This is a genomic window from Nitrobacter sp. Nb-311A (genome assembly GCF_000152905.1).
Taxonomy (GTDB): Bacteria; Pseudomonadota; Alphaproteobacteria; order Rhizobiales; family Xanthobacteraceae; genus Nitrobacter.
The window spans coordinates 25,586-51,251 of record NZ_AAMY01000008.1; the positions used below are offsets into that span (position 1 = coordinate 25,586).

A 25,666-nucleotide genomic window follows, 5' to 3' on the forward strand; every position below is an offset into this window, starting at 1 on the left:
GAAGTCCGCCAAGTGACCAGAGTGATCGAGGCAAAGGCCGTCATCACCGCCAAGGACGCGACGGGCGGAGTCTTCGATCATGTCGCGCGACGGCTTCGCAATCTGATGCATACGGCCGAAACGGCCAACCGCAGAGTGAACAGTGCGGCCATGCGCGCAGGTGGTGCAGGCAGAGCCGCGGCCGGTGTAGTAGGCGCGCGTGGGATGTCACGCCGCGAAGGCGGTGTATTCCCGCCGATCATCCCGCCGATTGGACTCGGTGTGCTTGGCCCCGCAGCGGCGGCCTATGGCGGCGTTCAGGCGGTCAAACGCTATGCCGACACCGACCTCGCGCTCACCCGCATCGGCATCACCGCGGACGCCACGAAAGAACAGATCGACGGCCTCAATAAGTCGGTCCGTGACCTGGCTTATGGCAGCGGCAAGTCCTTCGACGAAGTAACGAAGGGTCTCGAAAGCCTGGTCGCCGGCGGCCTCGATCTCGACAAAGCGATGCCGGCGCTACCTGCCATCGCCAAGACGGCTCAGGCGGCCGGCGCCGAAGTTCAAGACATGGCGACCACAACGCTGGCACTCAATCAGTCTCTCGGCATCTCGACCACCAAGATGCAATCCGCCTTCGACGTCTTGGTCACGTCAGGCAAGGCCGGAAAGTTCGAGCTGAAGGACATGGCCAGGTATATGGCCTCGATCGCACCGGCAGCGGCAGCGATCGGCCTCAAGGGCGAGGAAGGTTTGAAGCGCATTGTCGCGGTGCTGCAGACCATTCGCGCCGGTACCGGCTCAACGGAAGAAGCCGCGTCGTCCGTCCAGAACATCTTCGCCAAGATGGAGAGCGAGGAGACATCCAAGCGGTTCAAGAAGTTCGGTATCGACCTGCGCAAGGAGATGAAGGAGGCGCGTAAAGAAGGCAAAGACCTGCTGACCGTGTTTACCGAGCTGACCGAGAAAGCCACGAAGGGCGATCTGTCCAAGATCCCGCAGCTGTTCAGCGACATGGAGTTCGCTCGTGGCATGCGGGCGCTTCTGACCTTCAAGGACGTTTTCCAGGACGTGATGAATCGCGTCTCACACTCGGCCGGATCGGCGATGAAGGACTTTGACAAGGTCATGGAGCGCCCCCAGGCCGCGATCAACCGAATGGCCGAGAGCTTCGACCGGTTGAAAGAAAGCATCGGCAAGGCAATGGCTGCTGCCGGCGCCGCGAAGGCGATGGACTGGTTTTCCAGCAAACTTGAGGAAGGCGCTCGAATTAAAAGCCTGCCGGCGGCTGAGCGTGCGCAGTTTGAAGCCGATAAGCGCAAGCGCCAAATCATCGATCCGCAGATCCGCGAGCTGGACGATAAAATCAGGCAAAAGGAAGAGGCGGAGCGCAAAAAGACGGAGCCATCATGGTGGGAGAGGATGCGAGGCAAAAAGAAGCTCGATCCCCTTGAGGACCGTCTGCGCAACGACCCTCAGCTTCAAGAATGGCGGATGAAGCGGTTCAACCTCGATGCCGGCCGCGTCGCTCTGCATGGCGGGGAGATGCCGCCCATCTTTACCGACGACGAAGTCAAGAAGATGCGGGAGGCCGAGGCCGAGAAGGCCCGCGCCGCCGACAACGCGAAGCCTGAGCCGCTGCCGTCCGGCACTTCACGCATGATCCCCAGACCAGACCTGCGCGAACGGCCGAAGCGGCTGGAATTGCCGCCCGTGCAGGGCCTCGATGCCGGTCCTAGCAAGGTCGACGTTCAGGGAACGGTAGACGGCGAATTGAATGCCAAAATCACGATCGAGGACGGCACGGGGCTGCTGAAGATGAAAAGCGACCTTGAACGGGTCGTGAAGGTCGTCGGCTCGCTTCAAGGCGCCAGCAATGGACCTGGCTCTGCAGGTCACTCCTCCCCTGACGCGGGTGCGGCTTCGGCAGGATCGGCAGGTGCGCAATGAGCTGTGGAGGCTGCGCAGAGCGCGCCAAGGCAATCAGCACCGGCGTCAAGGCCCTCGTTCGCGGTGACGTCAGAACGGCGGCGGAGAGATCGCGGTTCGTCGTCAAATCAGCGGCGACCGACGCAGCATCCTCTCTCAGGATCAAGGTAAGCGCGGCTCGCGCCAGATTGGGGAGGCACAAATGACGCTCTCGATCCACTTCGACGCCTCATCGATCGTCCGCGCCAGCAACCTATTCCATGCCGCAGGCAAGGACGCGCCTAAGGCTCTCGTGCGAGCGATCAATCACACCGGCGACAAGGCCCGAACCCAGATGCGCCGAGTGCTCGTCAAGCAAACCGGCTTGCCCATGAAGACGATCCGAAAGGCCATCACATCGAAGAAGGCATCGTTCGCCGGTGGATCGTATGAGATCAAATCGGAGGGCGGCAACGTTCGTTTGAAATATTTCAAGCCGCGAGAGACCCGCAAGGGAGTAACTGCAGCGCCGTGGGGCAAGCGGCAACTTTATCCCGGCACCTTCATGAAAGGCGGCGCTTTCCCGAACCGTAAGGTGGTCGCGAAGTTCGACGGCCACGTCTATCGGCGACTCAACAAGTCGGGCACGAAAATCACGCAGAAGCGATCCGGTCTCTTCATCCCGACCGAGATGGTCACCGGCTCGTCCGGGGCCGCGTTCTATTCGACGCTCGATCGCGAACTGCCCAAGAGGATCGCGCACGAGCTGTTCAGGGTGATCGGATGACCAGCGCGACCGCAGCACAGCGAGGACGTGGCGAATGGGCAACACCGTTGCCGATCTGCCTCGCCCGCGTGGGTCCTTCCCAGCCGCCTGGGGGAGCGGGGACGCGTCAGCCCGAGATTTCACTCAGTGCATAAATTCCTAGAGGAGGTTTTTCATCATTGAAATGATTTGAGTTTTCTGAGTTGGCTCTTTCAGCAATGGGATCAATATCCTAATCAGGGCTTGATCCGCCGGCAACGATGCGAGTTATGCGATGGACAACGTGGTGACCGCGAAGCAATTGGCCGATCTGATCGGCATCACCACGGAGCACGTCCGGCGGCATCAGCAGGCTGGCGTCGTCTTCAAGACGGGGCGCGACAAGTATCTCCTCCGTGAGAGCATCCGTGGCTATTGCGAGCATTTGCGGGGCGTGGCCTCAGGCCGGGGTGGTGATTCTGCGGTTGCGACCTTGACCGCAGAGCGGGCAAGGCAGGCCCGGGAGCATGCCGACAACACCGCGCTGAAGAACGCCGCTCTCAGGAAGGAGCTTGTCCCAGCCACCGACGTCGTCCGAGGCTGGGCAGATATCCTAACCAAAGTGCGAGCGGCCTTGTTGGCGGTGCCTTCGAGGGTGTGGCAGCAGGCGCCGCACCTCACCGCCGAAGACAAAAATATAATCGACGCTGAACTGCGGCTCGCCCTGGCTGCCCTGGGAGAGGGCGAATGAGCGAGCGTCTGACACGCGCGGCGCTGCGATCGCTGATCCCGCCGCCCCGGCTACAGCTTTCCGAGTGGATCGAGCGAGAGATTTGCCTGCCAGACGATGTGTCGGCGCTTCCGGGACCTATTCGGCTCTACCCGTTCCAGCGTGGCATTGCCGACGCCATCAGCGACCCTGCGGTCGAGAGAATCACCGTCGTGAAGTCGGCGCGCATTGGCTACACCACGCTGCTGATCGGAACGCTTGCCGCTCACGTGGTCAACGAGCCGGCCGCGGTGCTGTTTGTTCTGCCGACCGCCGATGACTGCCGCAACTTCATGGTCAGCAACGTCGAGCCGACGTTTGAGGCTTCACCCTCCCTTGCCGGCAAGCTGTCAGGCGACCAGCCCGGCAAGAATGACAGAAATACCATGCTCTCGCGCCGCTTCCTGGGCGGCTCGCTCAAGATCGTGGCGGCGAAGGCACCTCGTAACCTTCGGGCCCACACCGCTCGCGTGCTGATCGTCGACGAAGCCGATGCCATGGAGGTTACGGCCGAGGGCTCGCCGATCATGCTGGCTGAGAAACGGACGCTCTCGTTTCCGGATCGGAAGATCATCGTCGGCTCGACGCCGGTGTTCGAGGATACCTCTCACGTCCTGCGCTCCTATGCCCGTTCGGATCAGCGGATCTTCGAGGTTTGCTGTCCGGAGTGCTCAGGCTTTCACGAGGTCGCATGGAAGGACATCCAGTGGCCGGAAGGTGAACCGGACAAGGCGGCCTGGTGCTGCCCGGGCTGTGGTGTGGTGATCGAGGAACGGCATAAGCCAGCGATGGTCACGGCGGGCCGGTGGCGCGCCACCGCTCCCGAGGTGAAGGGGCACGCAGGTTTTCGGATTAACGCACTGGTGAGCCCGCTGGCGAACGCGTCGTGGCGAAAACTGGCAGCCGAATTCCTGCAGAGCAAAGACGACCCCGCGACACTGCAGACGTTCGTCAACACGATCCTGGCCGAGGGGTGGCGCGAGGCCGGCGAAGAGCTGGACGACAGCGCCCTTGCAGAGCGCGCTGAGAACTTCTCCCTCAATGACCTGCCCATGAACGTGCTGATGATCACGGCAGGCGTCGACGTGCAGCGCGACCGACTGGAGATCACCTTCATCGGCTGGGACAGCGGCGGGGCCGCGTACGTCCTGGGCCATCGCATCATCTGGGGACTGCCGACGGACGATCTGACCTGGCGCGATCTGGACGATCTGCTGAAGGAGCGCTTCCGCCATCCTTTCGGAGGATCGCTCGGCATCGAAGCTGCGGCCATCGATAGCGGCGACGGCGAGACGATGGAGCGCGTGTATCGCTTCTGCTTCCCCCGCGCACGCCGTCGGATCATGGCCATCAAGGGCGTCGCCGGGAATCGGCCGTGGATCGAGAGATCGAAGCAGAAGATCCAGGGCGGATGGCTGTGGATCGTCGGCATCGATGGAATCAAGTCACATCTGATCGCGCGGCTATCCCGCAGCGGGAACGTCCGGTTCTCGAACAGCTTGTCGGCCGCTTGGTATGAGCAGCTGGCCTCCGAGCGTGTGGTGGTGCGCTACAATCGGGGCCAACCCATGCGCCGGTTCGAACGGATCCCCGGCCGCCAGGCGGAAGCCCTCGACACCGTCGTCTACGCCATCGCCGCCCGGCAGCAGGTCAACGTCAACTGGTCCGCGCGCGAAGAGCAGCTTCGCAATCCCATCGTAGCCGAGCAAGTCGCGCAAAGACCGCGCGTTGTGCAGTCAGACTGGATGGCCCGCTGATGCTGATGCGAACGCCAGGGCCCGAGGACAAATTGCCGGATTTTCCGGCAATAAGAATTGCGCCCAAGAAGAAGCGCTTCAAAGTCAACAAGGATCGCCGGGCGCATATCGTGCGCGTGGTGACATCCATCCTTGCTGGCGGTGAGCCCACGCGGTTCGCCTTCGAGGCGACATGTCGGCACGCCGTGAGGTCGCGTCTGTGCCTCAACGGCTGGTCATGGGCGGCGGCAGACGACCTGGCGGCGGACGTCGTGAAGGACGCGCTCAGGCGGCTCGGCGCGAGGCGGCCGACGTGGAAAGAGGGCCAGCCGGAGTGGGCGCAGGATGGGTTCGCGCCGATCCTCCGAACGCGCTGCATCCGTTGCCATCGCACCCTAGAGGGCGAACGATGGAAATTTTGTAGCGAGCTTTGTGACCAGTCGCATCGAGCTTTGATCTATCGAATTCGCGATGCCGAGCAGTTGGCGGCCTACGATATCGTTGCGAAGGGCGTGACCAGCTTAACCAGCGCGCGAGGTCCCAATGCGATTTGATGACCTTCGGGGGAGCGCGTGCGAGTGGTGCGGCAAGCCGCTCCCGGACAGTGGCAGGATCGACAAGGTATATTGTAATAACCGATGCTTTCACCAGCACGTGGGGGCGCTCAATCGCGAAGCCCTTCGAGAATCCAAGCGGGGGCGGATCTGCATCGTTTGCCAAAAGCCAATCTCCGTGGAGCTGAAGGCGGGGGCTGTATATTGCGGCGACGTGTGCGGCCGGAGGTTCAGGGGCAGGAGATCCCGGTCCCGTGAACGCGATGCTGTTCGAGCCTCCCGGGCCGATCGGACTTGTATTGTCTGCAAAGATCCGATGCCGGTTGAGCGGCCTAAGAACGCTCTGTATTGCGCGTCATGCAGACGTCGGAGGATCAACGAATTCCGAAAGCTCGCTCATGCACGTGATAGACTGCGGGCGGCGAGCAGCAAGGATGTGAACCATGACAACGCCGTTCGATGATCTTGCTGCTATGCTCTCGGACACCGTGAACGACTGCTTCGGCGAGACGTTTCGGTTCGAGGCGTTCAAGCCCGTCGATGACGTCGACCTGCCGACGGTTGCGGATGCTACCCGGCCAACGTTCGAGGCCGTCGGCATCTGGGCTGATCAGTCATCCTCCGAGCTGCCGCATGCCAGAATGGGGCCGGATCGTCGCGCACACGGATGGACTGCCGGGCACCCGACGGTGCTGATGGCAGACGCAAGGATGCCATGGCGTCCCCGAGCAGGCGATCAGATCACGCGGCTCGCAGACGGCACCGTCTACCGGATCAGTAAGCCGCCTCGGCCTGATGGGATGGGCCACACCACGATTCCGCTCACGGATAGGAAGCGGTGACGACTAAGCCGGTGGACGCCCGCTAGGCGTCCACCAAAGCCACCCGCTCGAGGCGGGTTTTAATCATCTGGTTGATTTGTCGAGTTGAGTCAGTAACCCGTATCTGCGCCTTGATGGCCGCGAGCGAAAACTCTTTGAGCAAAGGCACAAATGACGCGTTGACGAACGACGAAGTCGCGGTCTGAACCTTACTGAACGACACAACGAAGGGTTCTCCGGCCGCCATGGCTGATCGAAGGTGAGGCAACACGTTGGCCCCTTGGTCGGCGGTATTTGCACCGGCCACGAGATCGTGAATCTGAATTGTTACCATTCCAGCTCCTCTCTCTCTTCCGGAAGTTCCTCGATTAGATCCGTACGAAGGTTAATATCTATGGTCGTTCCCGGACTAAAACCTGCAGTTTTAAGGGCCCGATGTTCAATTTTACCTGATCCGTTACGGTAGAACGTCACCATCGCATAACCGGTGTATATAGTCACCTGTCCGGCATTGGTTCCAATGACAACTTTTAGCAGTAGATCAAGGCCCAATCCCGCATTCCCGGGGATGGATTTGGTAGTGAATCCTTCCTGAACGGCCAAAAGGACGGTATCAGGGTCAGGAAGCCCTGGCCGCACTTCTCGGACCTTGGCGGGGATACCCAACCCAAAATCCGCCAACGAAATGTTGATCCGATCCTGCCTGGGATAGTGCTGCACGAAGATGCTGCCGATATCCAACCGGGTGTGTTCCCGAATGTTGTTGAACAGCTCGGATAGACATGTTTTGAGATCATAAAACGAGGCTTGTGTCTTCCCGACTCTACTTGAGAGCCACGGCAGGAATGTGTGCTCCAACCAGTCGTGGCTTTGATTGGGGGCAATACGCTGCAACGGAATGGTCGTCTCTCGCGGGCACGAATTTTCCCGAACTTTGGCGCCGCAGTGTTGTTCGAAAAAGCGGGAGTCGTCGAGATACCGCAGGGCCCCTACGTTTTTGTCGATGCTCGTCAGGCGCACAACGGTTCCATTTTGATGAAGCCACCAAATTAGGTTGCTGAGAAAAACCACTCCTGCCGGCTGAATGAAGTTTAGCCTCTGAAAATCCAGGACGAGATTTGAGGGAAGCCCGCTTGGGCAGCCCGAGGCAATCGACTCGGCTAAAGTAGAAAGAGTAGCGCCTTCAAATTTTGTAGGGATGAAAAAGCTCGGTACTGTCGCAGAATCATTCATCCGGCGACTTTACGGCAAGAGGTTCATTTGACGAAAGATCCCGAAAGCTACCGCTCCGCCTCAACCCGCTCCGGCGGGTTTTTATTGGAAGGTCGCAAAAAGGCCCGCCGGAGTTGGAGGCCACAGCGGGCCAATTCGGGTCCGGGATCGATGGGTGCGGAGCTCCCGTCCGGTGAATCAATGCCGCACGCGGGAGAGCGTTCCTCAATCCTTCAATAGTGAGACGTTTGGGCGCCGGGGTTTTGAACCCCTAGTTGCGATTATTTTTTTTGTGCGGAAAGTTGGGAAATCCCATGTTAGCGGGAAAATCGGAGCGTCTTCAGCTCTGTGCAGGCGCGAGCCATTCACCCGCCCAAGTCATTCCACTGTGAGATGTCTGCCGGTAAAATCTCCGAGGCTTTGAAGCCGAGCTCTTTGTCGTAAGAGCCGCTATAGAGGTTTGAAGCATCACTGGAGATGAACCCGCCTCCGTATCCGAGGGGCCTATCGTTGAAGAGTACTTCGGTAGTAGGAGGCTGCCCTGGCGTGCACGGGCGGATTGTAAACGTGCCGCGCGATGTCCAGTGCGTAATCTTCGGCGCTGGATCATCGCCATTCCAGTACCAAAACTGCTTGGCTTTCCGCTCTAGGTCCGCACTTGAAAGTCCCGGCGTGTTCATCGACCCTTACCTTCAGCCCTCGCTCATTTGTCGAAGGGCGGTGACCGCTTGATGGCATAGCCTTTACTGGAAAGATAATCGCGCATTATAAAATCGACCGCCTCGGCTCGAAAATGCATCTTGTTTCCAGCTTTCGCCTGATCCGCCATGAACTGTTCGAGATCGAATTCTCGTATGTTGTAAAAGACGCTTTCTAGGGCTTCAGTCGTGGCCTGCATACGCGTTGCGAGCGCCTGAATGCCCAGGGCGTTCAACACTTCTTCGAAGGTATACTCGAGCCTCGCGACAATCTCAGCGTTCAGTGATCGCCCGTTCTGTTCCGCCTCAGCCTTCAGAGCATCGCGCATCCCTTCCGGAAAGCGGACAATATACTGATCCAACTTTCGGCTCTTTGACTTCTGGGCCATCCGGATTCTCCTGACTGGAGTATATCGCACTAGGCGATAAAGTCCCTTGACTCAATTATCGCACTAGGCGATAAGGTTAATCGTTATCGCATTAGGCGATATCGGAGACCTTTTATGTCAAGAGCCGACCCGCAGGTAGCTGTGCGCCTGCCGCCCGATGTCAAAGCCTTCATCCAGGCCGAGGCCCGGGAAAACTCCAGTTCTCAAAACTCAGAGATTGTCCGCGCCATTCGGGAGCGGATGAAAGCAAAAGGCCCGGCCAGCGTTGGAGCGCTGCCGAGCCATGGTTCCAGCCAAACCCACGAAGGTAAAGCCAATGAACTCATCAGAGAATAGCACACCAAATCGCAGTCGCGCAATCAGAACCGTTGCCGAGCCGCTTCGCGCACTCACCGAGTTCACCACGCTGCCGCACGGCCATATGACTTTCCGGATCGAGGAGGACGGCTCCGAACCGCACCTCAAGGAAGGCGAATACGCTGTCATCGACATGACGGACCGCAGCGTCCAGAACGGCGAACTTTTTCTGATCCAGTACCAGAGCGGCAACCGGGCGCGGCGTATCGTTCAGGTTAAATCGACGATGACGCAAATCACTCCGCCCCCGTCGCCAAAACGGCTGGTGTGGTGGTGCTGCAGTCTGCGAGGCTTCCGGCCGCTTCATATCCCGCCGGCCGGTTCGGGAGGAATCCCCGAATACACGGGCTTATCTGACGGGCCATATCTGGCCGAGGGCTTAGAGAAGAAGTTGCTCGGCCGGGTTGTCGGCTATTCAACACGGTCGCTGAGCAAGGCTCTCTCTCAAGCTGCAGGCTATGAAGACGAAGACATCGGCAACGCTCAATTCGATGCCGGAGAATACATCGATGTGCTGACGCGCTGCGGTTACAGGCTCGTGGTGGAGCGTGACTATTACTGGGAGCATCTGCCCGATCGCGCCCTGACCAAAGAAGAAGACGCCGCCGTGACCGAGGTGCGGTGGAAATACTGCAGAGCTTCCAAAGCGCTGCAACTCCTAAAGGACGAATGCGAACGGCGAGGACTGGTCGCATGATCATCGTTCCCCCGCGCCCCGTCGAGGCGATTGACTTGGTCGACGAAGTCATCGCGGCGGTCCAAACCATCCACGTTGCATTGAACGCACCGGACATGATCGACGACGACGCGCTTCGTAGTCTGGTGGTGGCCCACGAAGATGTGCTCCGAAAACTGATCCCTATAAGGGAAATGATCAATGAGCAGCATGCGCGCTCATAATCCCGGCCACGCAACGTTAGACGGGTTTCCGGGCAACCCGTCTAACGCGCTCGCTCGATACGATGAGCTGATGACGGAGGCGGAAGTCTGCCGCCGCTACGCCCATCTGGTAAGCGAGAAGGAGTTGCGGTGCGCGAGGCAGCGCGGAGAGATTCCCTTCTACAGCGGCAAGCGCGGGATGGTGCTGTATCACCCCGACGCCATCGCCAGCTATCTGCAACGAAAGGAAAGCCCGTGTCGTCGAGAATGTGGGAGTACGGCGGCTACTGGATCGGATCTGCGAACAACACCTCAAAGCTCTACGCCTATTGGTATGACAAGCGAACAGGCGCAACTCGTCGCCGAACGCTTGGGACAGAAATACTCTCCGAAGCGCAAGAAAAGCTCATCGAGCTTGTCGGAGAATCTCGGCTCGACGGAAGCAAATCTCCGAGTAGTGTCATGATCCGCGTTGCGCTGGACCACTACTACGAGAACGACGCCAAGAATAAGCCGTCCGCAGATCAGGCTTTCAGAGCCATTGTCTTGGTCAACGAATATCTGTCGGAGAAGATCGTGCCGATGGCTGCGGTGTCGGCATTCGGGCCGCTGAGGCAGAAAGAGTTTATGCTGTGGTGTGCGTCGAAGCACAGCCATACAGCCGGCACCATCGCGCGCAATCTCGCCGTCGTGTCTGCAGCCTTCCGGTTCGGTCGACGTCTGTCCGTCGTAAGGGATGGCTTCGGCAACGAGCATGAAATCCAACTTCTCGAGTCTGCTCCCGACATCGTCACCCAGCCCAAGCGCGTGGCCGAGCTTACATCGCTGGCACCATCGGCGCCGCGCGACTGGCTTCCCAGCTTCCAGCAACTCGGGCAATTCATCGATGCGATCGACAGGCGGCAAGAAAACCTCTTCCGCTTCGTGATCTTGGCGCTGAACACCTGGGCGCGACCGGAGGCTGTTTTAGATTTCCGACCTTCCGTGCAGGTCAATCGAGAGTTCGGGACGCTGAACCTCAACCCGCCGGGTCGCAGGCAGACCAAGAAATATCGCCCCACGATTCGGCTCACAGACAATCTGACCGGCTGGCTGGATGAGTGGGGCGAAGGTGCGCCGATGATTTGGGACGGCAAGCCGGTCACGACCATGAAGCGGACCTTCAAACGACTGGCCGTCGACTGCGGGATGGATCGCTTCACGCAAGACACCCTCCGCCACTTCATGGCGACGTACGTTCGCAGGTCAAAAAACCCGCCAGTGTCACAAGAACAGCGAGATATGTGGCTCGGTCACGACGAGAGCCGGACGGCCAATTGGTACGAGCACAATGACCCGGACTACCTGTCCGAGGCCATGCAAGCCACCGACAATATCATCCGGGACCTGCAGGCGTACTGCTCCCGTTCTCTGTTTTCGTGCAAGGGACGTGCAAAAGCGCCGCTCCGCGCAATCAAAGGAGGTCGCGATGTCGCATAAAGTGCCGATGAATAGGGCGGAAAGTGGTGGGCGCGACAGGGATCGAACCTGTGACCCCTACCATGTCAAGGTAGTGCTCTCCCGCTGAGCTACGCGCCCGTAAACTCCCACAAGGGTCGCCGGTCCTATATCGGCTCCCGCGCGAACAGGCAAGGATCAGCGGACACCAGAATCAAGCCGCCAGCATCTTGTTCACTTCGCTCACCAACTCGCGCAGATGCACCGGTTTGGACAGCACCTTGGCATTCTTGGGCGCCTCGGAATCGGAATTCAGCGCGACGGCGGCGAAGCCGGTGATGAACATGATCTTGATGTCGGGGTCGAGTTCCGAAGCGCGGCGCGCCAACTCGATGCCATCCATTTCCGGCATGACGATATCGGTGAGAAGCATTTCAAATGGCTCCTCGCGCAATCTCTGATAGGCTGACAAGCCGTTGTCATAGGACGACACCTTGAAACCGGCGTTCTCCAGCGCCTTAACCAGAAATCGGCGCATGTCGTTGTCGTCTTCGGCGAGGAGGATTTTATGCATGATGGAGGTCATCGGAGCCCGGCTGGAGGAGCACTCAATATAAGCTAAATCTGGTAAATTTGGAGTGAAAACGAACTTTGGCTTGGCAGAACGGGCGCGATTATCGACAATGCAAATTCAGAAACGCCTGTCCAGACGAATTCGACAGGCGGCTGCGCAGGGACGACGCCGGCGATGAGCCAGTTTGACGGTGACCAACCGCCTCCTTTCGAGATCGCTGAGCCGGCGATGTGGCGATCCCCCATCATCTTTAACTCTCCGCATTCCGGTTCGGTCTATCCGGAGCAATTTCTGTCCGCGTCGCGAATCGATCTCGCCGGCCTGCGCCGGTCAGAAGATTCGTTCATGGATGAATTGATCGATGGCCTGACCGATGCCGGCTTTCCGGTGGTCCGGGTCAACTTTCCCCGCTCCTACGTTGACGTCAACCGCGAACCTTACGAACTCGATCCGCGAATGTTCACCGGACGGCTGCCGAGTTTCGCCAATACGCGATCGATGCGGGTCGCGGGTGGTCTCGGCACTATCCCGCGCGTGGTCGGCGACGGCGAGGAAATATATCGCGAGCGTCTGGGCGTGGACGATGCGCTCGGCCGGATCGAACTTCTCTACAAGCCCTATCATCGCGCGCTGCGACGGCTGATCTACAAGGCCCACCAGACATTCGGAACGGTCATCCTTGTGGATTGCCACTCGATGCCATCGACCGGCATCTCACCCGACGAACCCAGGCGGCCGGACATCGTGATCGGTGATCGCTATGAGACCAGTTGCGCGCAGCAGATACCGAACGTCATCGATGACGTGACCAGCAGCCTCGGCTACTCGGTCGCCCGCAACAAGCCCTACGCGGGCGGATTTATCACCGAACATTACGGCAATCCGGCCAGCGGACTGCACGCGGTCCAACTCGAACTCAACCGAGCGATCTACATGGACGAAGAGCGGCGCGAGCGCGGACCCCGCTTCAGCCAGGTTGCAGCCGATTTCCTGACGCTCGCCGATGCCCTGGCCGCCATCCCGCTCGGTGATCTCGGCTCCTTCCGGTCCGCCGCAGAGTAGATTCCCGACGCGCAATCAAAGTTCGGAAGCTGGATCGGCGAGAGCCCGAATTCCCCTGCAAAGCGGTTGCAAAGAAAAAGGGCCGCTCGTCGAACAAGCGACCCAAGTTATAGGGAGGAAACGCCCAAGGAGGGCAAGCGATAGCGCGACTTGGCTACCGCAGCGCACAATATGTAACCGCGCTGCACAAAATGCAAGGGATTTCGACCAAGGCCCCGTTTAAATTAGGTCTACTTCCATCCTTTCCATCCGGCGTTTCCATCTATCAGCCTCTGCAGGATTTCATATTTTATTATTTAATTTCAATATCTTATATTCATATTGCGTCCATCCTCCCGCGATCCGGCCCAGGCATTCAAGACCGCAACATCCGATCCACGATCGATGCGGCCGATAATTACGAGTACGGGAAAACTATGCATCGATGGAACGGCAGACGATGCGGTATCCGATCCGGCCATGTATAGGAGGCGGCTTAGCTGGCGGGCGCGACGCCCGAACATTGCCCGGTGAGGTATAGCGTGACGGTGATTGACTTTACCGCCTTTATTGACCGTCTCGCGACGGCGTCGGGCGAAACGATCCTGCCGTTTTTCAGAACGACCCTTCTCGGCGTCGAAAACAAGAGTGTCAGTCGCGATTTCGATCCGGTAACGGAGGCCGATCGCGCGGCCGAGGCGGTGATGCGACGGATGATCCAGGCGAATTTTCCGGAGCACGGCGTCGTCGGCGAGGAATTCGGCAATCGGAACGAAGACGCCGACTATGTCTGGATGCTGGATCCCATCGACGGCACGAAATCCTTTATCGCAGGTTTTCCGATCTGGGGCACGCTGATCGCACTGCTCCATCGTGGAATGCCGGTGTTCGGCATGATGCATCAACCCTACATTGGCGAGCGATTCAGCGGTGACAATCGCTCCTCTCGCTATCGAGGACCGTCGGACGGACGCAAACTCGCTGTGCGGCGATGCGCGTCGCTGAAGGAAGCAACTTCGTTCACGACAAGCCCGCTCCTGATGAATCCAGACGACCGCGCGGCCTTCAGCAAGGTCGAAGCCGAGGTGCGGCTGAGCCGCTATGGAGGCGACTGCTATTCCTATTGCATGCTGGCCGCTGGCCATCTCGATCTCGTCATCGAGACGGAACTGAAACCTTATGACATCGCGGCTTTGATACCGATCATTATCGGGGCTGGTGGCGTGATTACGACATGGGAAGGCGAGCCGGCGCAGGGAGGCGGCCGCGTCATCGCCGCCGGCGACCCCCGTATCCACGAGGCCGCGCTGAAGTTGCTGAATTGCTAGAACCTTCCCCCGCTTCACGGCGACGGTGGAAAGACTTTAGAGTCTGTTTCAACTGCACCAGACTCGTCGCTTATCTTTTTTGTTTGAACATGATCTTTTCCGAAAACCGGTTTCCACTTTTCGGGATCATGCTCTAGAACAGTGGCGTGCCAGGGACAAAGGCGTCGAAGGCTGCCCAGAACTGGGCACGATAGCGGTCCTGTTCCTGCAGGATTTCATGCTTCGATCCGGCGATCACAAGGTGCAAACCGCTGCGCAGATGACAGGCAAACTGCTCGATGGCCGGGGTGGAGACGATGGCGTCGTTGCCGGCCGCGATCAACAGCAGCGGCTGACGAATCTGCGAGGGGTAACTTGCGGCGCGAAAAGCCTGCATCGTCTGGAAGGCCGTGTCGACCCACGCCACCGTCGGAGACCCAATTCCCAGCGAAGGGTCTTCCTCAAGGATTGCGACATTGCGGGCAAACCGCACGGGATCGCTGGTCAGGGGATTGCCGGCGAAACTGGCAACGCCGGTGATTTGGTCGCTCCCACCGGGAACGTAACGGCCGCCCTGCCCCAACAGTCGCATCGCACGCAGCAACGCACGCGCCGGGAACGAGGTGCGATGTCCCGGCAGGTCGATCATCGGCGCCGACAGCACCATGCGGTCGAACCAGCGCCTACCGGCGTGCGCCACCCGCAACAGCACCGTACCTCCCATTGAATGCGCCAGCGCAAAGTATGGCGGCGGGCAATCCGGCAGCACCACCTGCTTTACGAAGGCGCGAACGTCGTTTTCGTAGTCGGAGAAGCGACGCACATATCCCTTGCGCGGATCCAGCAACTGTCGCGACGAATGCCCCTGTCCCCGCCAGTCAATCATCGCCACCGCGAAGCCCCGGTCGCGCAGGTCTCGGACGGTCTCGAAATACTTTTCGATCTGCTCGCCGCGTCCGGTAAACACGCACACGGTCCCCTTGCGCCCGTGTGTCGGCGGCCAGCGCGCGAAGCGCAACTCGACCCCGTCGGAAGTTCTCACGGCGCCGCTAACGCAATTCTCCGGAACCGGATTTGCGGGGATTGAAACAAGCCTCATGACCGAACCGGCTGGAGGAGAAGCCCGAGAGAGCGGGTCGTCTGGAGGCACGCGTGTCCCCGCCCTTGAACCTGCCTGAAGGTTCTCCCATATCACTTTCGTGCAGGCCGCTACCAGTGGTCTGAACCATGGATCATCAGGCTGCACACAGACGAAAGCCCGGCCCGACTGGCGGGCGGGTTCATTTGACGTCGCTCAATGGAGGACTGAACCATGCGTACTTTCGACCTAACCCCGTTTTACCGCTCTACTGTCGGCTTCGACCGCCTCTTCAATCTGCTTGATCAGGCCAATGGCGACGCGCCGGGCTACCCGCCCTACAACATCGAGCGCACCGGCGAGAACGCGTATCGTATCAGCGTCGCCGTCTCCGGCTTTGCCCCGAACGAACTCTCCATCGTCGCGAAGGAAAACACGCTGACGATCAAAGGCGAGAAGGTCGCCAATGAGAACGGCAAGGAAAAGGCCGAGGTGCTATATCGCGGCATCGCGGCCCGCGCCTTCGAACGCGCATTCCAGCTGGCCGATTACGTTCAGGTGAAGAACGCATCGCTGGAGAACGGGTTGCTGCATGTCGATCTGGTTCGTGAAATTCCGGAGGCCAAGAAGCCCCGGAGCATTCCGATCTCGACCAGCACGCCTGCCACACCGGCGGTCGAGAAGGCGGCCGCCTGATCCGGGCTTCGGCGATTATAAATTTGCCGAGCATGGAAAGCGCTCCGGTTCCACCGGGGCGCTTTTTATCGGGCAGCGCTTGAGGGAGGCGAGACGGCGCCCGGTCCATTTTTCCGCCGTCGCGTTTTGGGCATAACCTCCACGCCATCAGCGACTCCCTGGCGCTTGTATGATAGAGAAAAATTTGGCAATGTGACGGTTAGGACAGCAAAGCTGTCTTATATTTTGAAGATCGGCTTGGCACCGAGGTGTTGCCGCGTATACAGGCGTCTGATGTCCGTTTACGGGCATGGCAGGCTCGCTGTCCCCGCGGATGTCGGGCAGCCAGGTTTGAATTCTCAAAACTTCGGCTCGCGGCTTGCGAGTGGCGGCCCCAAGGTTGTCGATCGGGGCGCCACGGCCGCCCAAGGTGTGCCGAAGGCGCGGACATTTTCGGGATATCACATCCTGGCCGGGAAAGGACTGAGATGAGCGGGCCATCGTTCGAGCGGGAGACCATCGGGTCTCATTCACCGGCAGCGGAGTCGGCCCCGAAACCGCTTGAACCCGCGCATCAGCATGCAGGCTATGAACATACCTGGCGGCCTCCGGCAGAAGGCTTCTACGACCTCGCGCTGGAAAAAGATTCCTGCGGCGTCGGTTTCATCGCCAACATCAAAGGCAAGAAGTCCCATCAGATCGTCTCCGACGCGATCAGCATTCTCTGCAACCTGGAACATCGCGGCGCTGTCGGCGCCGATCCGCGCGCCGGAGACGGAGCCGGCATACTCTTACAGATCCCGCACGTTTTTTTCGCACGAAAGGCAAAGGAGCTTGGTTTCACGCTGCCGAAGGCCGGAGAATACGCGGTCGGAGCGCTGTTCATGCCGCGCGAAACCGCCTGGCGAGAAATCATCCGGAACATCATCGCCGATCAGATCAAGGCCGAAGGCCTGACCCTGCTCGGCTGGCGCGAGGTGCCGACCGACAACTCCTCGCTGGGTGAAACCGTCAAGCCGACCGAACCAGCCAACATGCAGGTGTTCATCGGCCGCAACGGCACGGCCGCGACCGAGGACGAATTCGAGCGGCGGCTCTACATCCTGCGCAAGTCGATCTCGCAGTCGATCTTTGAACGGCGCGAACGCGGTCTCTCCGGCTATTATCCGGTATCGATGTCGTGCCGCACTGTGATCTACAAGGGAATGTTCCTCGCCGACCAGCTCGGCAGCTACTATCCCGACCTGCATGAGCCGGATTTCGAATCGGCCTTGGCGCTTGTCCATCAGCGCTTCTCCACCAACACCTTTCCCACCTGGTCGCTGGCCCATCCCTATCGCATGGTCGCGCACAACGGCGAGATCAACACGTTGCGCGGCAACGTCAACTGGATGGCGGCGCGGCAGGCGTCAGTGCATTCCGATTTGTACGGCAAGGACATCAGCCGGTTATGGCCAATCTCCTATGAAGGCCAGTCCGACACGGCCTGCTTCGACAACAGCCTCGAATTCCTGGTGCAGGGTGGTTATTCGCTCGCGCATGCGGTCATGATGATGATCCCCGAAGCGTGGGCGGGCAATCCCTTGATGGATAAGCAACGACGCGCCTTCTACGAATATCATGCGGCGCTGATGGAGCCGTGGGACGGTCCGGCGGCGCTCGCCTTCACCGACGGGCGCCAGATCGGGGCCACGCTCGACCGCAACGGCCTGCGCCCGGCGCGCTATCTCGTCACCAGCGACGATCGTATCGTGATGGCGTCCGAGATGGGCGTGCTCAAGATTCCGGAAGATCAGATCGTCACCAAGTGGCGGCTGCAGCCCGGCAAGATGCTGCTGGTGGACCTCGAACAGGGACGCCTTATCCCTGACGACGAAATCAAGGCCACTCTGGCGAACAGCCATCCCTACGGGGAGTGGCTCGGCCGCACCCAGATTCAGGTCGAGAATCTGCCGGACGCAGCAGCAAAAACCGCCCGTTCGAACCTGCCGTTGCTGGATCGTCAGCAGGCATTCGGTTATTCGCAGGAGGACATCAACATCCTTTTGACGCCGATGGCCTCCATCGGCGAGGAAGCGTCGGGCTCGATGGGCAACGACACGCCGCTCTCGGCGCTGTCCGATCGTCCCAAGCAACTTTTCACCTATTTCAAGCAGAATTTCGCGCAGGTCACCAACCCGCCGATCGACCCCATTCGCGAAGAGCTGGTGATGAGCCTGGTCTCGATCATCGGGCCACGGCCGAATTTATTCGACCTCGAGGGTCTCGCCTCCACCAAGCGACTCGAGGTGCATCAGCCGATCCTCACCGACGCCGACCTGGAGAAAATCCGCTCGATCTCCGATGTCGCGGAGTCGCACTTCGTCTCGCGCACCCTCGATATCACTTTCCACGCCAGCGTCGGCCCAGACGGCCTTGAGCAGGTGCTCGACGAACTTTGCGCTTGCGCGGAAGCAGCCGTCCGCGAAGGCGTCAACATCATCATCCTGTCCGACCGTCTGATTGGCATCGACCGGATTCCGATTCCCTCGCTGCTCGCCTGCGCCGCCGTACATCATCATCTGATCCGCGTCGGCTTGCGTACCTCGGTCGGCCTCGTCGTCGAATCCGGCGAGCCGCGGGAAGTGCACCATTTCGCCTGTCTCGCCGGTTACGGCGCCGAGGCAATCAACCCCTATCTGGCGTTTGAGACCATCATCGCGATGAAGGAGCGCCTGCCGGGCAGCCTCGACGACAAGGAAATCGTCAAGCGTTACATCAAGTCGATCGGCAAGGGTCTGCTCAAGGTGATGTCGAAGATGGGCATCTCGACCTATCAGTCGTATTGTGGCGCGCAGATCTTCGATGCCGTCGGGCTGAAGGCCGAATTCATCGCGAAGTACTTCGCCGGCACGCATACCCGCATCGAGGGCGTCGGCCTGGCGGAGATCGCGGAAGAAACCGTGCGCCGGCATGCGGATGCGTTCGGCGATTTGCAAATCTATCAGACCGCGCTCGATGTCGGCGGTGAATACGCCTATCGCACCCGGGGCGAGGATCACGCCTGGACCGCCGAGTCGGTCTCCAACCTCCAGCACGCCGTGCGCGGCAATTCGCAGGAACGCTATCGCGCGTTCGCAAAGATCCTCAACGAACAGTCCGAGCGCTTGCTGACGCTGCGCGGTCTGTTCCGGTTCAAAACCGCCGAAGACGACAAGCGCAAGCCCGTCGCCCTCGACGAGGTCGAGCCGGCAAAGGAGATCGTCAAGCGCTTTGCGACCGGCGCCATGAGCTTCGGCTCGATCTCACGCGAAGCTCATACCACGCTCGCGATCGCAATGAACCGGATCGGCGGTAAATCCAATACCGGCGAAGGAGGCGAGGAAGCCGACCGCTTCAAGCCGATGCCGAACGGCGACTCGATGCGCTCGGCGATCAAGCAGGTCGCCTCGGGGCGCTTCGGCGTCACCACGGAGTATCTGGTCAACTCCGACATGATCCAGATCAAGATGGCGCAGGGCGCGAAGCCCGGCGAAGGCGGACAGTTGCCCGGCCACAAGGTCGACGCAACCATCGCACGCGTACGCCATTCCACGCCTGGCGTCGGGCTGATTTCGCCTCCACCCCATCACGACATCTATTCGATCGAGGACCTCGCGCAGCTCATCTACGACCTGAAGAACGTCAATCCGGAGAGTCTGGTCTCGGTGAAACTGGTCTCCGAGATCGGGGTCGGCACGGTCGCTGCCGGCGTGGCCAAGGCCCGCGCCGATCACGTCACCATCGCGGGCTTCGAGGGCGGCACCGGAGCGTCGCCGCTAACCTCGATCAAGCACGCAGGCTCTCCCTGGGAGATCGGGCTGGCGGAAACCCACCAGACGCTGGTGCGGGAGAAGCTGCGCTCACGCATCGCGGTCCAGGTCGACGGCGGATTCCGGACCGGGCGCGACGTCGTGATCGGCGCGCTGCTGGGAGCCGACGAATTCGGCTTCGCCACCGCACCGCTGATTGCCGCCGGCTGCATCATGATGCGCAAGTGTCATCTCAATACCTGTCCGGTTGGCGTCGCGACCCAGGATCCGGTGCTGCGCAAGCGCTTCACCGGTCAGCCCGAGCACGTCATCAACTACTTCTTCTTCGTCGCCGAGGAAGTGCGCGAGATCATGGCGCAACTCGGCTACCGCACCTTCAACGAAATGATCGGCCAGGTACAGATGCTCGATCAGACCGCGCTGGTGAAGCACTGGAAAGCCAAGGGACTCGACTTCTCAAAGCTGTTCTACCGGCAGAAAGAAGCGGTAGGCCAGAAAATCTATCACGCGGAGGCGCAGAACCATCACCTTGAGAAGGTGCTGGACCGCAAGCTGATCGCCGAGGCGAAGCCGGCGCTCGATCGCGGCGCACCGGTGAAGATCGAGACCGAGATCAACAACACCGACCGTTCAGCCGGCGCGATGCTGTCGGGCGCGGTCGCCAGGATCTATGGCCATTCCGGCCTGCCGCTCGACACCATTCGCGTCCACCTCCAGGGCACGGCGGGACAGGCGTTCGGAGCCTGGCTCGGGCGAGGTATCACCTTCGACCTCGAGGGCGAAGGCAACGACTATGTCGGCAAGGGTCTTTCCGGTGGGCGCATCATCGTGCGGCCGCCGGAAAATTCCGGCATCGTGCCGGAAGAATCGATCATCGTCGGCAATACTGTGATGTACGGCGCGATCGAGGGCGAATGCTACTTCCGCGGCGTCGCCGGCGAACGTTTCGCGGTGCGCAACTCCGGCGCAGTCGCCGTGGTCGAGGGCGCCGGCGATCATTGCTGCGAATACATGACCGGCGGCATCGTCGTCGTGCTCGGCAAGACAGGGCGCAATTTCGCGGCCGGCATGTCCGGCGGCGTCGCCTACGTGTTCGACGAAGCCGGCGATTTCCCGAAACTGTGTAACCTCGCGATGGTCGATCTCGAGCCGGTGTTATCAGAGGAGATGATCAATGCCGGGACCTATCATCACAGCGGCGACCTCGAGGCGCACGGGCGCGTCGACGTATTCCAGGACCTGCTGAATTCCGATGTCGAACGGCTGCACGTGCTGGTCACACGCCACGCCAAGCTTACCGGGTCCAAACGCGCCACCGATATTCTTGCGAACTGGAAAGTTTCCCTGCCGAAATTCCGTAAGGTGATACCGGTTGAGTACCGCCGTGCATTGAAGGAAATGAAGGCCAACGCGGACGCCGAACCGAAGATCGCGATAGGCGCGTAACCAAGGCTATGAACATAAGACGAGAACGCGCGAGTTCGGCCGCCTCTTCCCTGGGGAGAGGGAGCATGTTTCCGTCGCAGCACCGCGCGACACCACAACTTGGTTTTTGAATTCAGGTTTCGAGGCATCAGGTCCGATGGGCAAGATCACGGGTTTTCTGGAAATCGAGCGTCGCGACCGCAAGTACGCGCCGGTCGCGGAGCGAGTGAAGAACTTCAAGGAGTTCGTGATCCCGCTATCCGAGAAGGAAACGCGCGACCAGGCCGCGCGTTGCATGAACTGCGGCGTTCCCTATTGCCACGGCACCGGCTCGGTCGCCCCGGGCACGCCCGGCTGCCCGGTCAACAACCAGATTCCGGATTTCAACGACCTCGTCTATCGGGATGACTGGGAAGAGGCCTCGCGAACGCTGCACTCCACCAACAACTTTCCGGAGTTCACCGGCCGCATTTGTCCGGCACCTTGCGAAGCTTCTTGCACGCTGAACATCGACGACAATCCGGTCACCATCAAGACGATCGAATGCGCCATCGTCGATCGCGCCTGGGACAACGGCTGGCTGAAGCCGCTTGTCGCAACGCAGAAGACCGGCAAGAAAGTCGCCGTCATCGGCTCGGGTCCCGCGGGGCTTGCCTGCGCGCAGCAACTCGCGCGCGTCGGTCACGAGGTGCATGTCTATGAGAAGAATGCCAAAGCCGGCGGGCTGCTGCGCTACGGCATTCCCGACTTCAAGATGGAAAAGCACATCATCGACCGCCGCCTGGAGCAAATGCAGGCCGAAGGCGTGATCTTCCACTACGGCAAGCCGGTCGGGGGGAACACAACAGGCGTGATCGATCCGGCGCAACTCGTCAGAGACCATGACGCGGTGGCTCTGACCGGCGGCGCGGAAGCGCCGCGCGATCTGCCGATCCCCGGCCGCGATCTCGACGGCATTCACTTTGCGATGGATTTCCTGCCGCAGCAGAACCGCCGCAATGGCCATGAGTCGTTCGACGCGCCGGACATCCTCGCGACCGGCAAGAACGTGGTGGTGATCGGCGGCGGCGACACCGGCTCGGACTGCATCGGCACCTCGTTCCGGCAAGGCGCGAAGTCGGTGACGCAGCTCGAAATCATGCCGGCCCCGCCGGAGCATGAGAATAAGCCGCTGACCTGGCCCAACTGGCCTTTGAAGATGCGCACATCGTCAAGCCAGGCCGAGGGCGCCAAGCGCGACTACGCCGTGCTGACACAGAGTTTTTCCGGCATCGAGGGCAAGGTGACCAGGCTGCACTGCGCCCATGTCGACAGCAAGTTCCAGCCGATCGCAGGCAGCGAATTCGAGCTGGAAGCTGATCTCGTGCTACTGGCGATGGGCTTTGTGCATCCCGTGCACGAGGGTCTGCTCAAGACCCTTGGCCTCGACCTCGACCAGCGTGGTAACGTCCGCGCCAATACGCAGGACTTTCAAACTTCGCTACCAAAAGTGTTCTCGGCCGGTGACATGCGCCGCGGCCAGTCGCTGGTCGTGTGGGCGATCCGCGAGGGGCGCCTGTGCGCTCGCGCCATCGACCAGATGCTGATGGGATCTACCACCCTGCCACGATAAGCCGTACGGTTGTTGCTCCGCGACGTCCATTTTGGTCGCGAATCATCAAGGCAATCCCGGCAACCAATCTCGTCTTGGAATTAGCCGATTTGTAGGCTCCATCGGCAGCCATCCACATGCCCCACGTAACCGTGCACAGAGACAATCTGTGAATTGATCACCGTCCCCCGCGCGTTACTGTCACGACAAATTGGGGGGACGGCGAAAGTGACGACATCGCGTTGGATGGTTTTCTTGATCGCCGCCATCCCGATCGTGCCTGCACAGGCGATGTCTCGTCACGTCGCCGTCAGCGCCGGCTCGTTCTTCGCCGCCGCTTCGCGCTGCGAACAGCAGAACCTGATTACGCCGGGTCAGACCGACGAACTCCTGACAGCGCTGGACGCCTATCTTTCGAAATCCGATAAAATCAATATGGCGGCCGGTCGGGCGCGCGGCACGAAGGACTCGCAGGTGTTCGTGGAGGCGGAAAAAAAGTGGGTGAGCTTCACGCCGGACGCAACGAGCTGCTACCGCGTGCAGGGTGTGCTCGACGACTACAGGGCGCAGCTCGGGCATTAGGTCATGATGCCGAAAGGTGGAAACCGGTTTCGGAAAAGATCGTGCTCAAACAAAAAAGATAAGCGACGGGTCTGGTTCAACGCAGTTGAAACACGCTCTCGAGCCTATCCGCTTCTGATGGAATCAGAAGCGGGGCTCTATGATTTTGACCTGACGCGTTTTCCTCGCGCAAACCGGTATCGCTTCGCTTGAAAACGCTGTGGGACAATTACCGCGAGAACAGGTCCGAGAAGAATCCGGGCAGTCCGGAGTTAGGAGGCGGACGAGATGGCGCCTGCGATCTTCCCGCCTGTGCAGGCGGGAAAGGGCGAACTCCCGGCGATCCATTCGACCGCTGAGCAGAAGAAGCGGGTAGCGGCTTCTTCGACTTAGCGGCCGAAGCAGGCGTGACACCATCCGTCACGACCGGCGCATCGGCCTTGGCCGGTTCAAGGTTGACCTCGCGGCGCGGCCAGACGAAATCGTCGGCACGTCCGGCAGGCGCGGACAACGGTTCGCCCCTCACCAGCGTTCGCACCGCCAGCGCGTCGATCGCTGCGGGGCGGCTGCCGGGACCGCCGAGCAACCGGTCGGTCCCAAACGACGAGGCCACCAACGGCAAGATCGGTCCAGCCAGCGGACGCGGCGACGACTGCCCAGGTTTGACGTCGGTGTCGGGCGTGTCAGGCTCAGTGGGGATTGCGATCGGCCCCGAACGCGCCGTCAGCACGCGCGTGATCTCGCGCTCGACATAATGTGCAAGCTTGCGCGCGCCCGCCTTGGTGAAGAATACGCCGTCGTATGAGCGAAGACGACGGATCTGACCTTCAAAATCCGGTCCCTGCTGGATATAACGGCCCGCCTCGTCGACGAACCCATCCCAGATATCGACGTAAGTGATACCCGCCTTATCTGCGGCGCCCCGATAGAGTGAGTCGAGAAACAGCATATCGGCCGTTGATTTTGTGCCGCGCACAGCAGGCAGAGCGACCCAGAACACCGGCACGCCCTTCGACTTAAGCACCGCGATCATTTCATCGATCTTCCTGCTGTAGAGTTCGGCCCAGCGATCGCTGCGGAACTCGGCAACCCCGGTAGGCGACCGCGTGCTTTTCTCCTTGGCTATAACAGACTGATCGCCGGCGGCATCATCCGGAGATAGCTCAGAGTCGGCCGGCTTGCCGGACTCGGCAACTTCATCAGCCTTGTCGTTCTTGGCTCCCTCCTTCTTCTTGTCCGCATCGGCCTTTTTCTTGTCGTCCGGCTTGCCGCCCTTGTCCTTTTCCGGCGCTTCACGAATCGACATGCGGTCGTGCAAGCCCAGCATGACCACGATGGCGGCCGGGTTTTCGGCCGCAAGAATGGCTCTCGCCGCGGCCGTCCAATCCGCGGGCTCGCCCTTCGGCTGATAGCGAATGAGGCCGGAGATAGTCTTATGCTTTCGGATCACGCCCATCTCGGGCGTCTCGCTGAGGGCATCCTCGAGGCCATAAGCAAGCCAGTCGGCCATGGCGTCGCCGAGCACCAGCACATTGCGCTCAGGCACGGTGTCCCGCTTTTCAGGTGGTGGCGCGTGCGTATAGTTTTCCGTCGGACGCGACCGCTGCTGTTGTACTTGCTGTCTTGGCGGCGGTTGTTGAAAGGGCGCGAAGAAAGGATTGTCCGATCCGAACCAGCCTCCTCCGCCGCCGCCGCCGCGACGCGCCGGCGCCGGGCGGTCAAAGCCGAAATTGAAAAACTGCGCCGAAGCGGGCGCGGCGACCAGCGTCGCAACAACGACCACCAGCGCGATGCATGGTCCACGGCCGATTAGTCGGCGAAGCAGCGATTCGGGTCCGGACATACGCTCAATCGCAAAGGAACCTCCAAGCGTTTTCGAGCGAAACATGTCCTCCGGCTTGACCCGAGGATGAATACTGGTTCGCGTGAAGAAAACGCGTCAAATCAGAATTATGGAGCCTCTCTCCTCATTCTATCAGAAGCGGAAAGACCCTAGCCATGCCATAATAGCGAAATTGGGCCGCAAGCGGGCGACCTTCGCGCCAAAAGCGACGTGTAAGTCTGGGGCTTCACAGGCAGGTCGCACGCATTCCCTTAGCAATACCTGCCCTTAGCAATACCTGCCGAGCCGCCCGC

General features: G+C 60.3%; 23 protein-coding genes and 1 tRNA gene. 17 read left to right on the forward strand and 7 right to left on the reverse strand.

The genetic code is table 11. The annotated features are described in order from the left end of the window. Positions 1 to 12 precede the first annotated feature (12 nt). The 6 genes from NB311A_RS19575 to NB311A_RS04375 all read left to right on the forward strand — a co-directional run bounded on the left by NB311A_RS19575 (position 13) and on the right by NB311A_RS04375 (position 6,536). On the forward strand, positions 13 to 1,932 hold the full coding sequence (locus NB311A_RS19575) for a phage tail tape measure protein (RefSeq protein WP_050752061.1): 1,920 nt from the start codon (positions 13 to 15) through the stop codon (positions 1,930 to 1,932). Between the two features lie 181 nt (positions 1,933 to 2,113). Then, a complete protein-coding gene (locus tag NB311A_RS04355) occupies positions 2,114 to 2,677 on the forward strand; it encodes a phage tail protein (protein ID WP_009797243.1) in 564 nt (187 codons plus the stop codon). A 253-nt stretch (positions 2,678 to 2,930) separates the two neighbouring features. Then, positions 2,931 to 3,386, forward strand: coding sequence for a hypothetical protein (locus NB311A_RS04360; protein ID WP_009797244.1), 456 nt, complete (start codon positions 2,931 to 2,933; stop codon positions 3,384 to 3,386). Between the two features lie 98 nt (positions 3,387 to 3,484). Continuing rightward, a complete protein-coding gene (locus NB311A_RS04365; protein ID WP_371256457.1) occupies positions 3,485 to 5,161 on the forward strand; it encodes a phage terminase large subunit family protein in 1,677 nt (558 codons plus the stop codon). Next, on the forward strand, positions 5,161 to 5,694 hold the full coding sequence (locus tag NB311A_RS19580; RefSeq protein WP_009797246.1) for a hypothetical protein: 534 nt from the start codon (positions 5,161 to 5,163) through the stop codon (positions 5,692 to 5,694). The genes NB311A_RS04365 and NB311A_RS19580 overlap by 1 nt, the downstream gene beginning before the upstream one ends. A gap of 443 nt (positions 5,695 to 6,137) precedes the next feature. After that, positions 6,138 to 6,536 (forward strand): hypothetical protein, encoded by a 399-nt coding sequence (locus NB311A_RS04375; protein ID WP_009797247.1) that lies wholly within the window; start codon positions 6,138 to 6,140, stop codon positions 6,534 to 6,536. Positions 6,537 to 6,558: 22 nt separating this feature from the next. Here NB311A_RS04375 and NB311A_RS04380 read toward each other — a convergent pair whose 3' ends face one another. The 3 genes from NB311A_RS04380 to NB311A_RS04395 form a co-directional block, all read right to left on the reverse strand. After that, a complete protein-coding gene (locus NB311A_RS04380) occupies positions 6,559 to 6,849 on the reverse strand; it encodes an STAS-like domain-containing protein (RefSeq protein WP_009797248.1) in 291 nt (96 codons plus the stop codon). Then, positions 6,843 to 7,748, reverse strand: coding sequence for an ATP-binding protein (locus NB311A_RS04385; RefSeq protein ID WP_009797249.1), 906 nt, complete (start codon positions 7,746 to 7,748; stop codon positions 6,843 to 6,845). Before NB311A_RS04385 ends, NB311A_RS04380 begins: the two co-directional genes overlap by 7 nt. A 682-nt stretch (positions 7,749 to 8,430) precedes the next feature. Next, the gene (locus NB311A_RS04395) at positions 8,431 to 8,814 is read right to left on the reverse strand and encodes an Arc family DNA-binding protein (protein ID WP_009797251.1); all 384 of its coding nucleotides are present in this window, start codon (positions 8,812 to 8,814) and stop codon (positions 8,431 to 8,433) included. Between the two features lie 114 nt (positions 8,815 to 8,928). On the opposite strand from NB311A_RS04395, the gene NB311A_RS20015 reads away from it, so the two are divergent. The 5 genes from NB311A_RS20015 to NB311A_RS04415 are packed head-to-tail and all read left to right on the forward strand — an operon-like array spanning position 8,929 to position 11,529. Beyond that, entirely contained in the window at positions 8,929 to 9,150 is a 222-nt protein-coding gene (locus tag NB311A_RS20015) for an Arc family DNA-binding protein (protein WP_040673948.1), read from the forward strand. Continuing rightward, positions 9,131 to 9,868, forward strand: coding sequence for a hypothetical protein (locus NB311A_RS04405; protein WP_009797252.1), 738 nt, complete (start codon positions 9,131 to 9,133; stop codon positions 9,866 to 9,868). Before NB311A_RS20015 ends, NB311A_RS04405 begins: the two co-directional genes overlap by 20 nt. Next, positions 9,865 to 10,071: a hypothetical protein gene (locus NB311A_RS04410; protein WP_009797253.1), complete on the forward strand. Its 207-nt coding sequence runs from the start codon at positions 9,865 to 9,867 to the stop codon at positions 10,069 to 10,071. The genes NB311A_RS04405 and NB311A_RS04410 overlap by 4 nt, the downstream gene beginning before the upstream one ends. Then, complete coding sequence (locus tag NB311A_RS21510) at positions 10,049 to 10,516, forward strand: helix-turn-helix domain-containing protein (RefSeq protein WP_131522878.1); 468 nt, start codon at positions 10,049 to 10,051, stop codon at positions 10,514 to 10,516. Before NB311A_RS04410 ends, NB311A_RS21510 begins: the two co-directional genes overlap by 23 nt. Beyond that, positions 10,513 to 11,529, forward strand: a complete 1,017-nt coding sequence (locus NB311A_RS04415) for a hypothetical protein (RefSeq protein WP_131522879.1) — start codon at positions 10,513 to 10,515, stop codon at positions 11,527 to 11,529. The genes NB311A_RS21510 and NB311A_RS04415 overlap by 4 nt, the downstream gene beginning before the upstream one ends. A gap of 24 nt (positions 11,530 to 11,553) precedes the next feature. Here the strand turns inward: NB311A_RS04415 and NB311A_RS04420 are convergent. Beyond that, positions 11,554 to 11,628, reverse strand: a tRNA-Val gene (locus NB311A_RS04420). 73 nt (positions 11,629 to 11,701) lie between these two features. After that, positions 11,702 to 12,064: a cell cycle two-component system response regulator CpdR gene (cpdR, locus tag NB311A_RS04425; RefSeq protein ID WP_274533938.1), complete on the reverse strand. Its 363-nt coding sequence runs from the start codon at positions 12,062 to 12,064 to the stop codon at positions 11,702 to 11,704. Between the two features lie 171 nt (positions 12,065 to 12,235). On the opposite strand from cpdR, the gene NB311A_RS04430 reads away from it, so the two are divergent. Continuing rightward, positions 12,236 to 13,123 carry an N-formylglutamate amidohydrolase gene (locus NB311A_RS04430; RefSeq protein WP_009797256.1) on the forward strand — a complete coding sequence of 296 codons (888 nt, stop codon included), beginning with the start codon at positions 12,236 to 12,238 and terminating at the stop codon, positions 13,121 to 13,123. 521 nt (positions 13,124 to 13,644) lie between these two features. Beyond that, the gene (gene hisN / locus NB311A_RS04435; RefSeq protein ID WP_009797257.1) at positions 13,645 to 14,430 is read left to right on the forward strand and encodes a histidinol-phosphatase; all 786 of its coding nucleotides are present in this window, start codon (positions 13,645 to 13,647) and stop codon (positions 14,428 to 14,430) included. A 133-nt stretch (positions 14,431 to 14,563) separates the two neighbouring features. Here hisN and NB311A_RS04440 read toward each other — a convergent pair whose 3' ends face one another. Continuing rightward, positions 14,564 to 15,508: an alpha/beta fold hydrolase gene (locus NB311A_RS04440; RefSeq protein ID WP_009797258.1), complete on the reverse strand. Its 945-nt coding sequence runs from the start codon at positions 15,506 to 15,508 to the stop codon at positions 14,564 to 14,566. Between the two features lie 213 nt (positions 15,509 to 15,721). Between NB311A_RS04440 and NB311A_RS04445 the strand changes: the two genes are divergently transcribed. The 4 genes from NB311A_RS04445 (at position 15,722) to NB311A_RS04460 (ending at position 23,551) form a co-directional block, all read left to right on the forward strand. Continuing rightward, positions 15,722 to 16,183 carry an Hsp20 family protein gene (locus tag NB311A_RS04445; RefSeq protein ID WP_009797259.1) on the forward strand — a complete coding sequence of 154 codons (462 nt, stop codon included), beginning with the start codon at positions 15,722 to 15,724 and terminating at the stop codon, positions 16,181 to 16,183. A gap of 467 nt (positions 16,184 to 16,650) precedes the next feature. Continuing rightward, a complete protein-coding gene (gene gltB / locus NB311A_RS04450) occupies positions 16,651 to 21,399 on the forward strand; it encodes a glutamate synthase large subunit (RefSeq protein ID WP_009797261.1) in 4,749 nt (1,582 codons plus the stop codon). A gap of 136 nt (positions 21,400 to 21,535) precedes the next feature. Continuing rightward, positions 21,536 to 22,990, forward strand: coding sequence for a glutamate synthase subunit beta (locus NB311A_RS04455; protein WP_009797262.1), 1,455 nt, complete (start codon positions 21,536 to 21,538; stop codon positions 22,988 to 22,990). 225 nt (positions 22,991 to 23,215) lie between these two features. After that, a complete protein-coding gene (locus tag NB311A_RS04460) occupies positions 23,216 to 23,551 on the forward strand; it encodes a hypothetical protein (RefSeq protein WP_009797263.1) in 336 nt (111 codons plus the stop codon). A gap of 208 nt (positions 23,552 to 23,759) precedes the next feature. On the opposite strand, the gene NB311A_RS04465 is transcribed toward NB311A_RS04460, so the two are convergent. Next, on the reverse strand, positions 23,760 to 25,373 hold the full coding sequence (locus NB311A_RS04465) for a DUF459 domain-containing protein (protein WP_040673965.1): 1,614 nt from the start codon (positions 25,371 to 25,373) through the stop codon (positions 23,760 to 23,762). Positions 25,374 to 25,666: the final 293 nt, after the last annotated feature.

Bases quoted from the DNA above. Each gene is read 5' to 3' on its own strand.
- gltB (WP_009797261.1), top strand. From the start codon at position 16,651: ATGAGCGGGCCATCGTTCGAGCGGGAGACCATCGGGTCTCATTCACCG.
- NB311A_RS04460 (WP_009797263.1), top strand. From the start codon at position 23,216: ATGGTTTTCTTGATCGCCGCCATCCCGATCGTGCCTGCACAGGCGATG.
- NB311A_RS04405 (WP_009797252.1), top strand. From the start codon at position 9,131: ATGAACTCATCAGAGAATAGCACACCAAATCGCAGTCGCGCAATCAGA.
- NB311A_RS04380 (WP_009797248.1), bottom strand. From the start codon at position 6,849: ATGGTAACAATTCAGATTCACGATCTCGTGGCCGGTGCAAATACCGCC.
- NB311A_RS19580 (WP_009797246.1), top strand. From the start codon at position 5,161: ATGCTGATGCGAACGCCAGGGCCCGAGGACAAATTGCCGGATTTTCCG.
- NB311A_RS04395 (WP_009797251.1), bottom strand. From the start codon at position 8,814: ATGGCCCAGAAGTCAAAGAGCCGAAAGTTGGATCAGTATATTGTCCGC.
- NB311A_RS04415 (WP_131522879.1), top strand. From the start codon at position 10,513: ATGATCCGCGTTGCGCTGGACCACTACTACGAGAACGACGCCAAGAAT.
- NB311A_RS04375 (WP_009797247.1), top strand. From the start codon at position 6,138: ATGACAACGCCGTTCGATGATCTTGCTGCTATGCTCTCGGACACCGTG.
- NB311A_RS04455 (WP_009797262.1), top strand. From the start codon at position 21,536: ATGGGCAAGATCACGGGTTTTCTGGAAATCGAGCGTCGCGACCGCAAG.
- NB311A_RS04465 (WP_040673965.1), bottom strand. From the start codon at position 25,373: ATGTCCGGACCCGAATCGCTGCTTCGCCGACTAATCGGCCGTGGACCA.
- NB311A_RS04410 (WP_009797253.1), top strand. From the start codon at position 9,865: ATGATCATCGTTCCCCCGCGCCCCGTCGAGGCGATTGACTTGGTCGAC.
- NB311A_RS04430 (WP_009797256.1), top strand. From the start codon at position 12,236: ATGAGCCAGTTTGACGGTGACCAACCGCCTCCTTTCGAGATCGCTGAG.
- NB311A_RS04360 (WP_009797244.1), top strand. From the start codon at position 2,931: ATGGACAACGTGGTGACCGCGAAGCAATTGGCCGATCTGATCGGCATC.
- NB311A_RS04445 (WP_009797259.1), top strand. From the start codon at position 15,722: ATGCGTACTTTCGACCTAACCCCGTTTTACCGCTCTACTGTCGGCTTC.
- NB311A_RS04440 (WP_009797258.1), bottom strand. From the start codon at position 15,508: ATGAGGCTTGTTTCAATCCCCGCAAATCCGGTTCCGGAGAATTGCGTT.
- NB311A_RS04385 (WP_009797249.1), bottom strand. From the start codon at position 7,748: ATGAATGATTCTGCGACAGTACCGAGCTTTTTCATCCCTACAAAATTT.
- NB311A_RS20015 (WP_040673948.1), top strand. From the start codon at position 8,929: ATGTCAAGAGCCGACCCGCAGGTAGCTGTGCGCCTGCCGCCCGATGTC.
- NB311A_RS21510 (WP_131522878.1), top strand. From the start codon at position 10,049: ATGAGCAGCATGCGCGCTCATAATCCCGGCCACGCAACGTTAGACGGG.
- NB311A_RS04355 (WP_009797243.1), top strand. From the start codon at position 2,114: ATGACGCTCTCGATCCACTTCGACGCCTCATCGATCGTCCGCGCCAGC.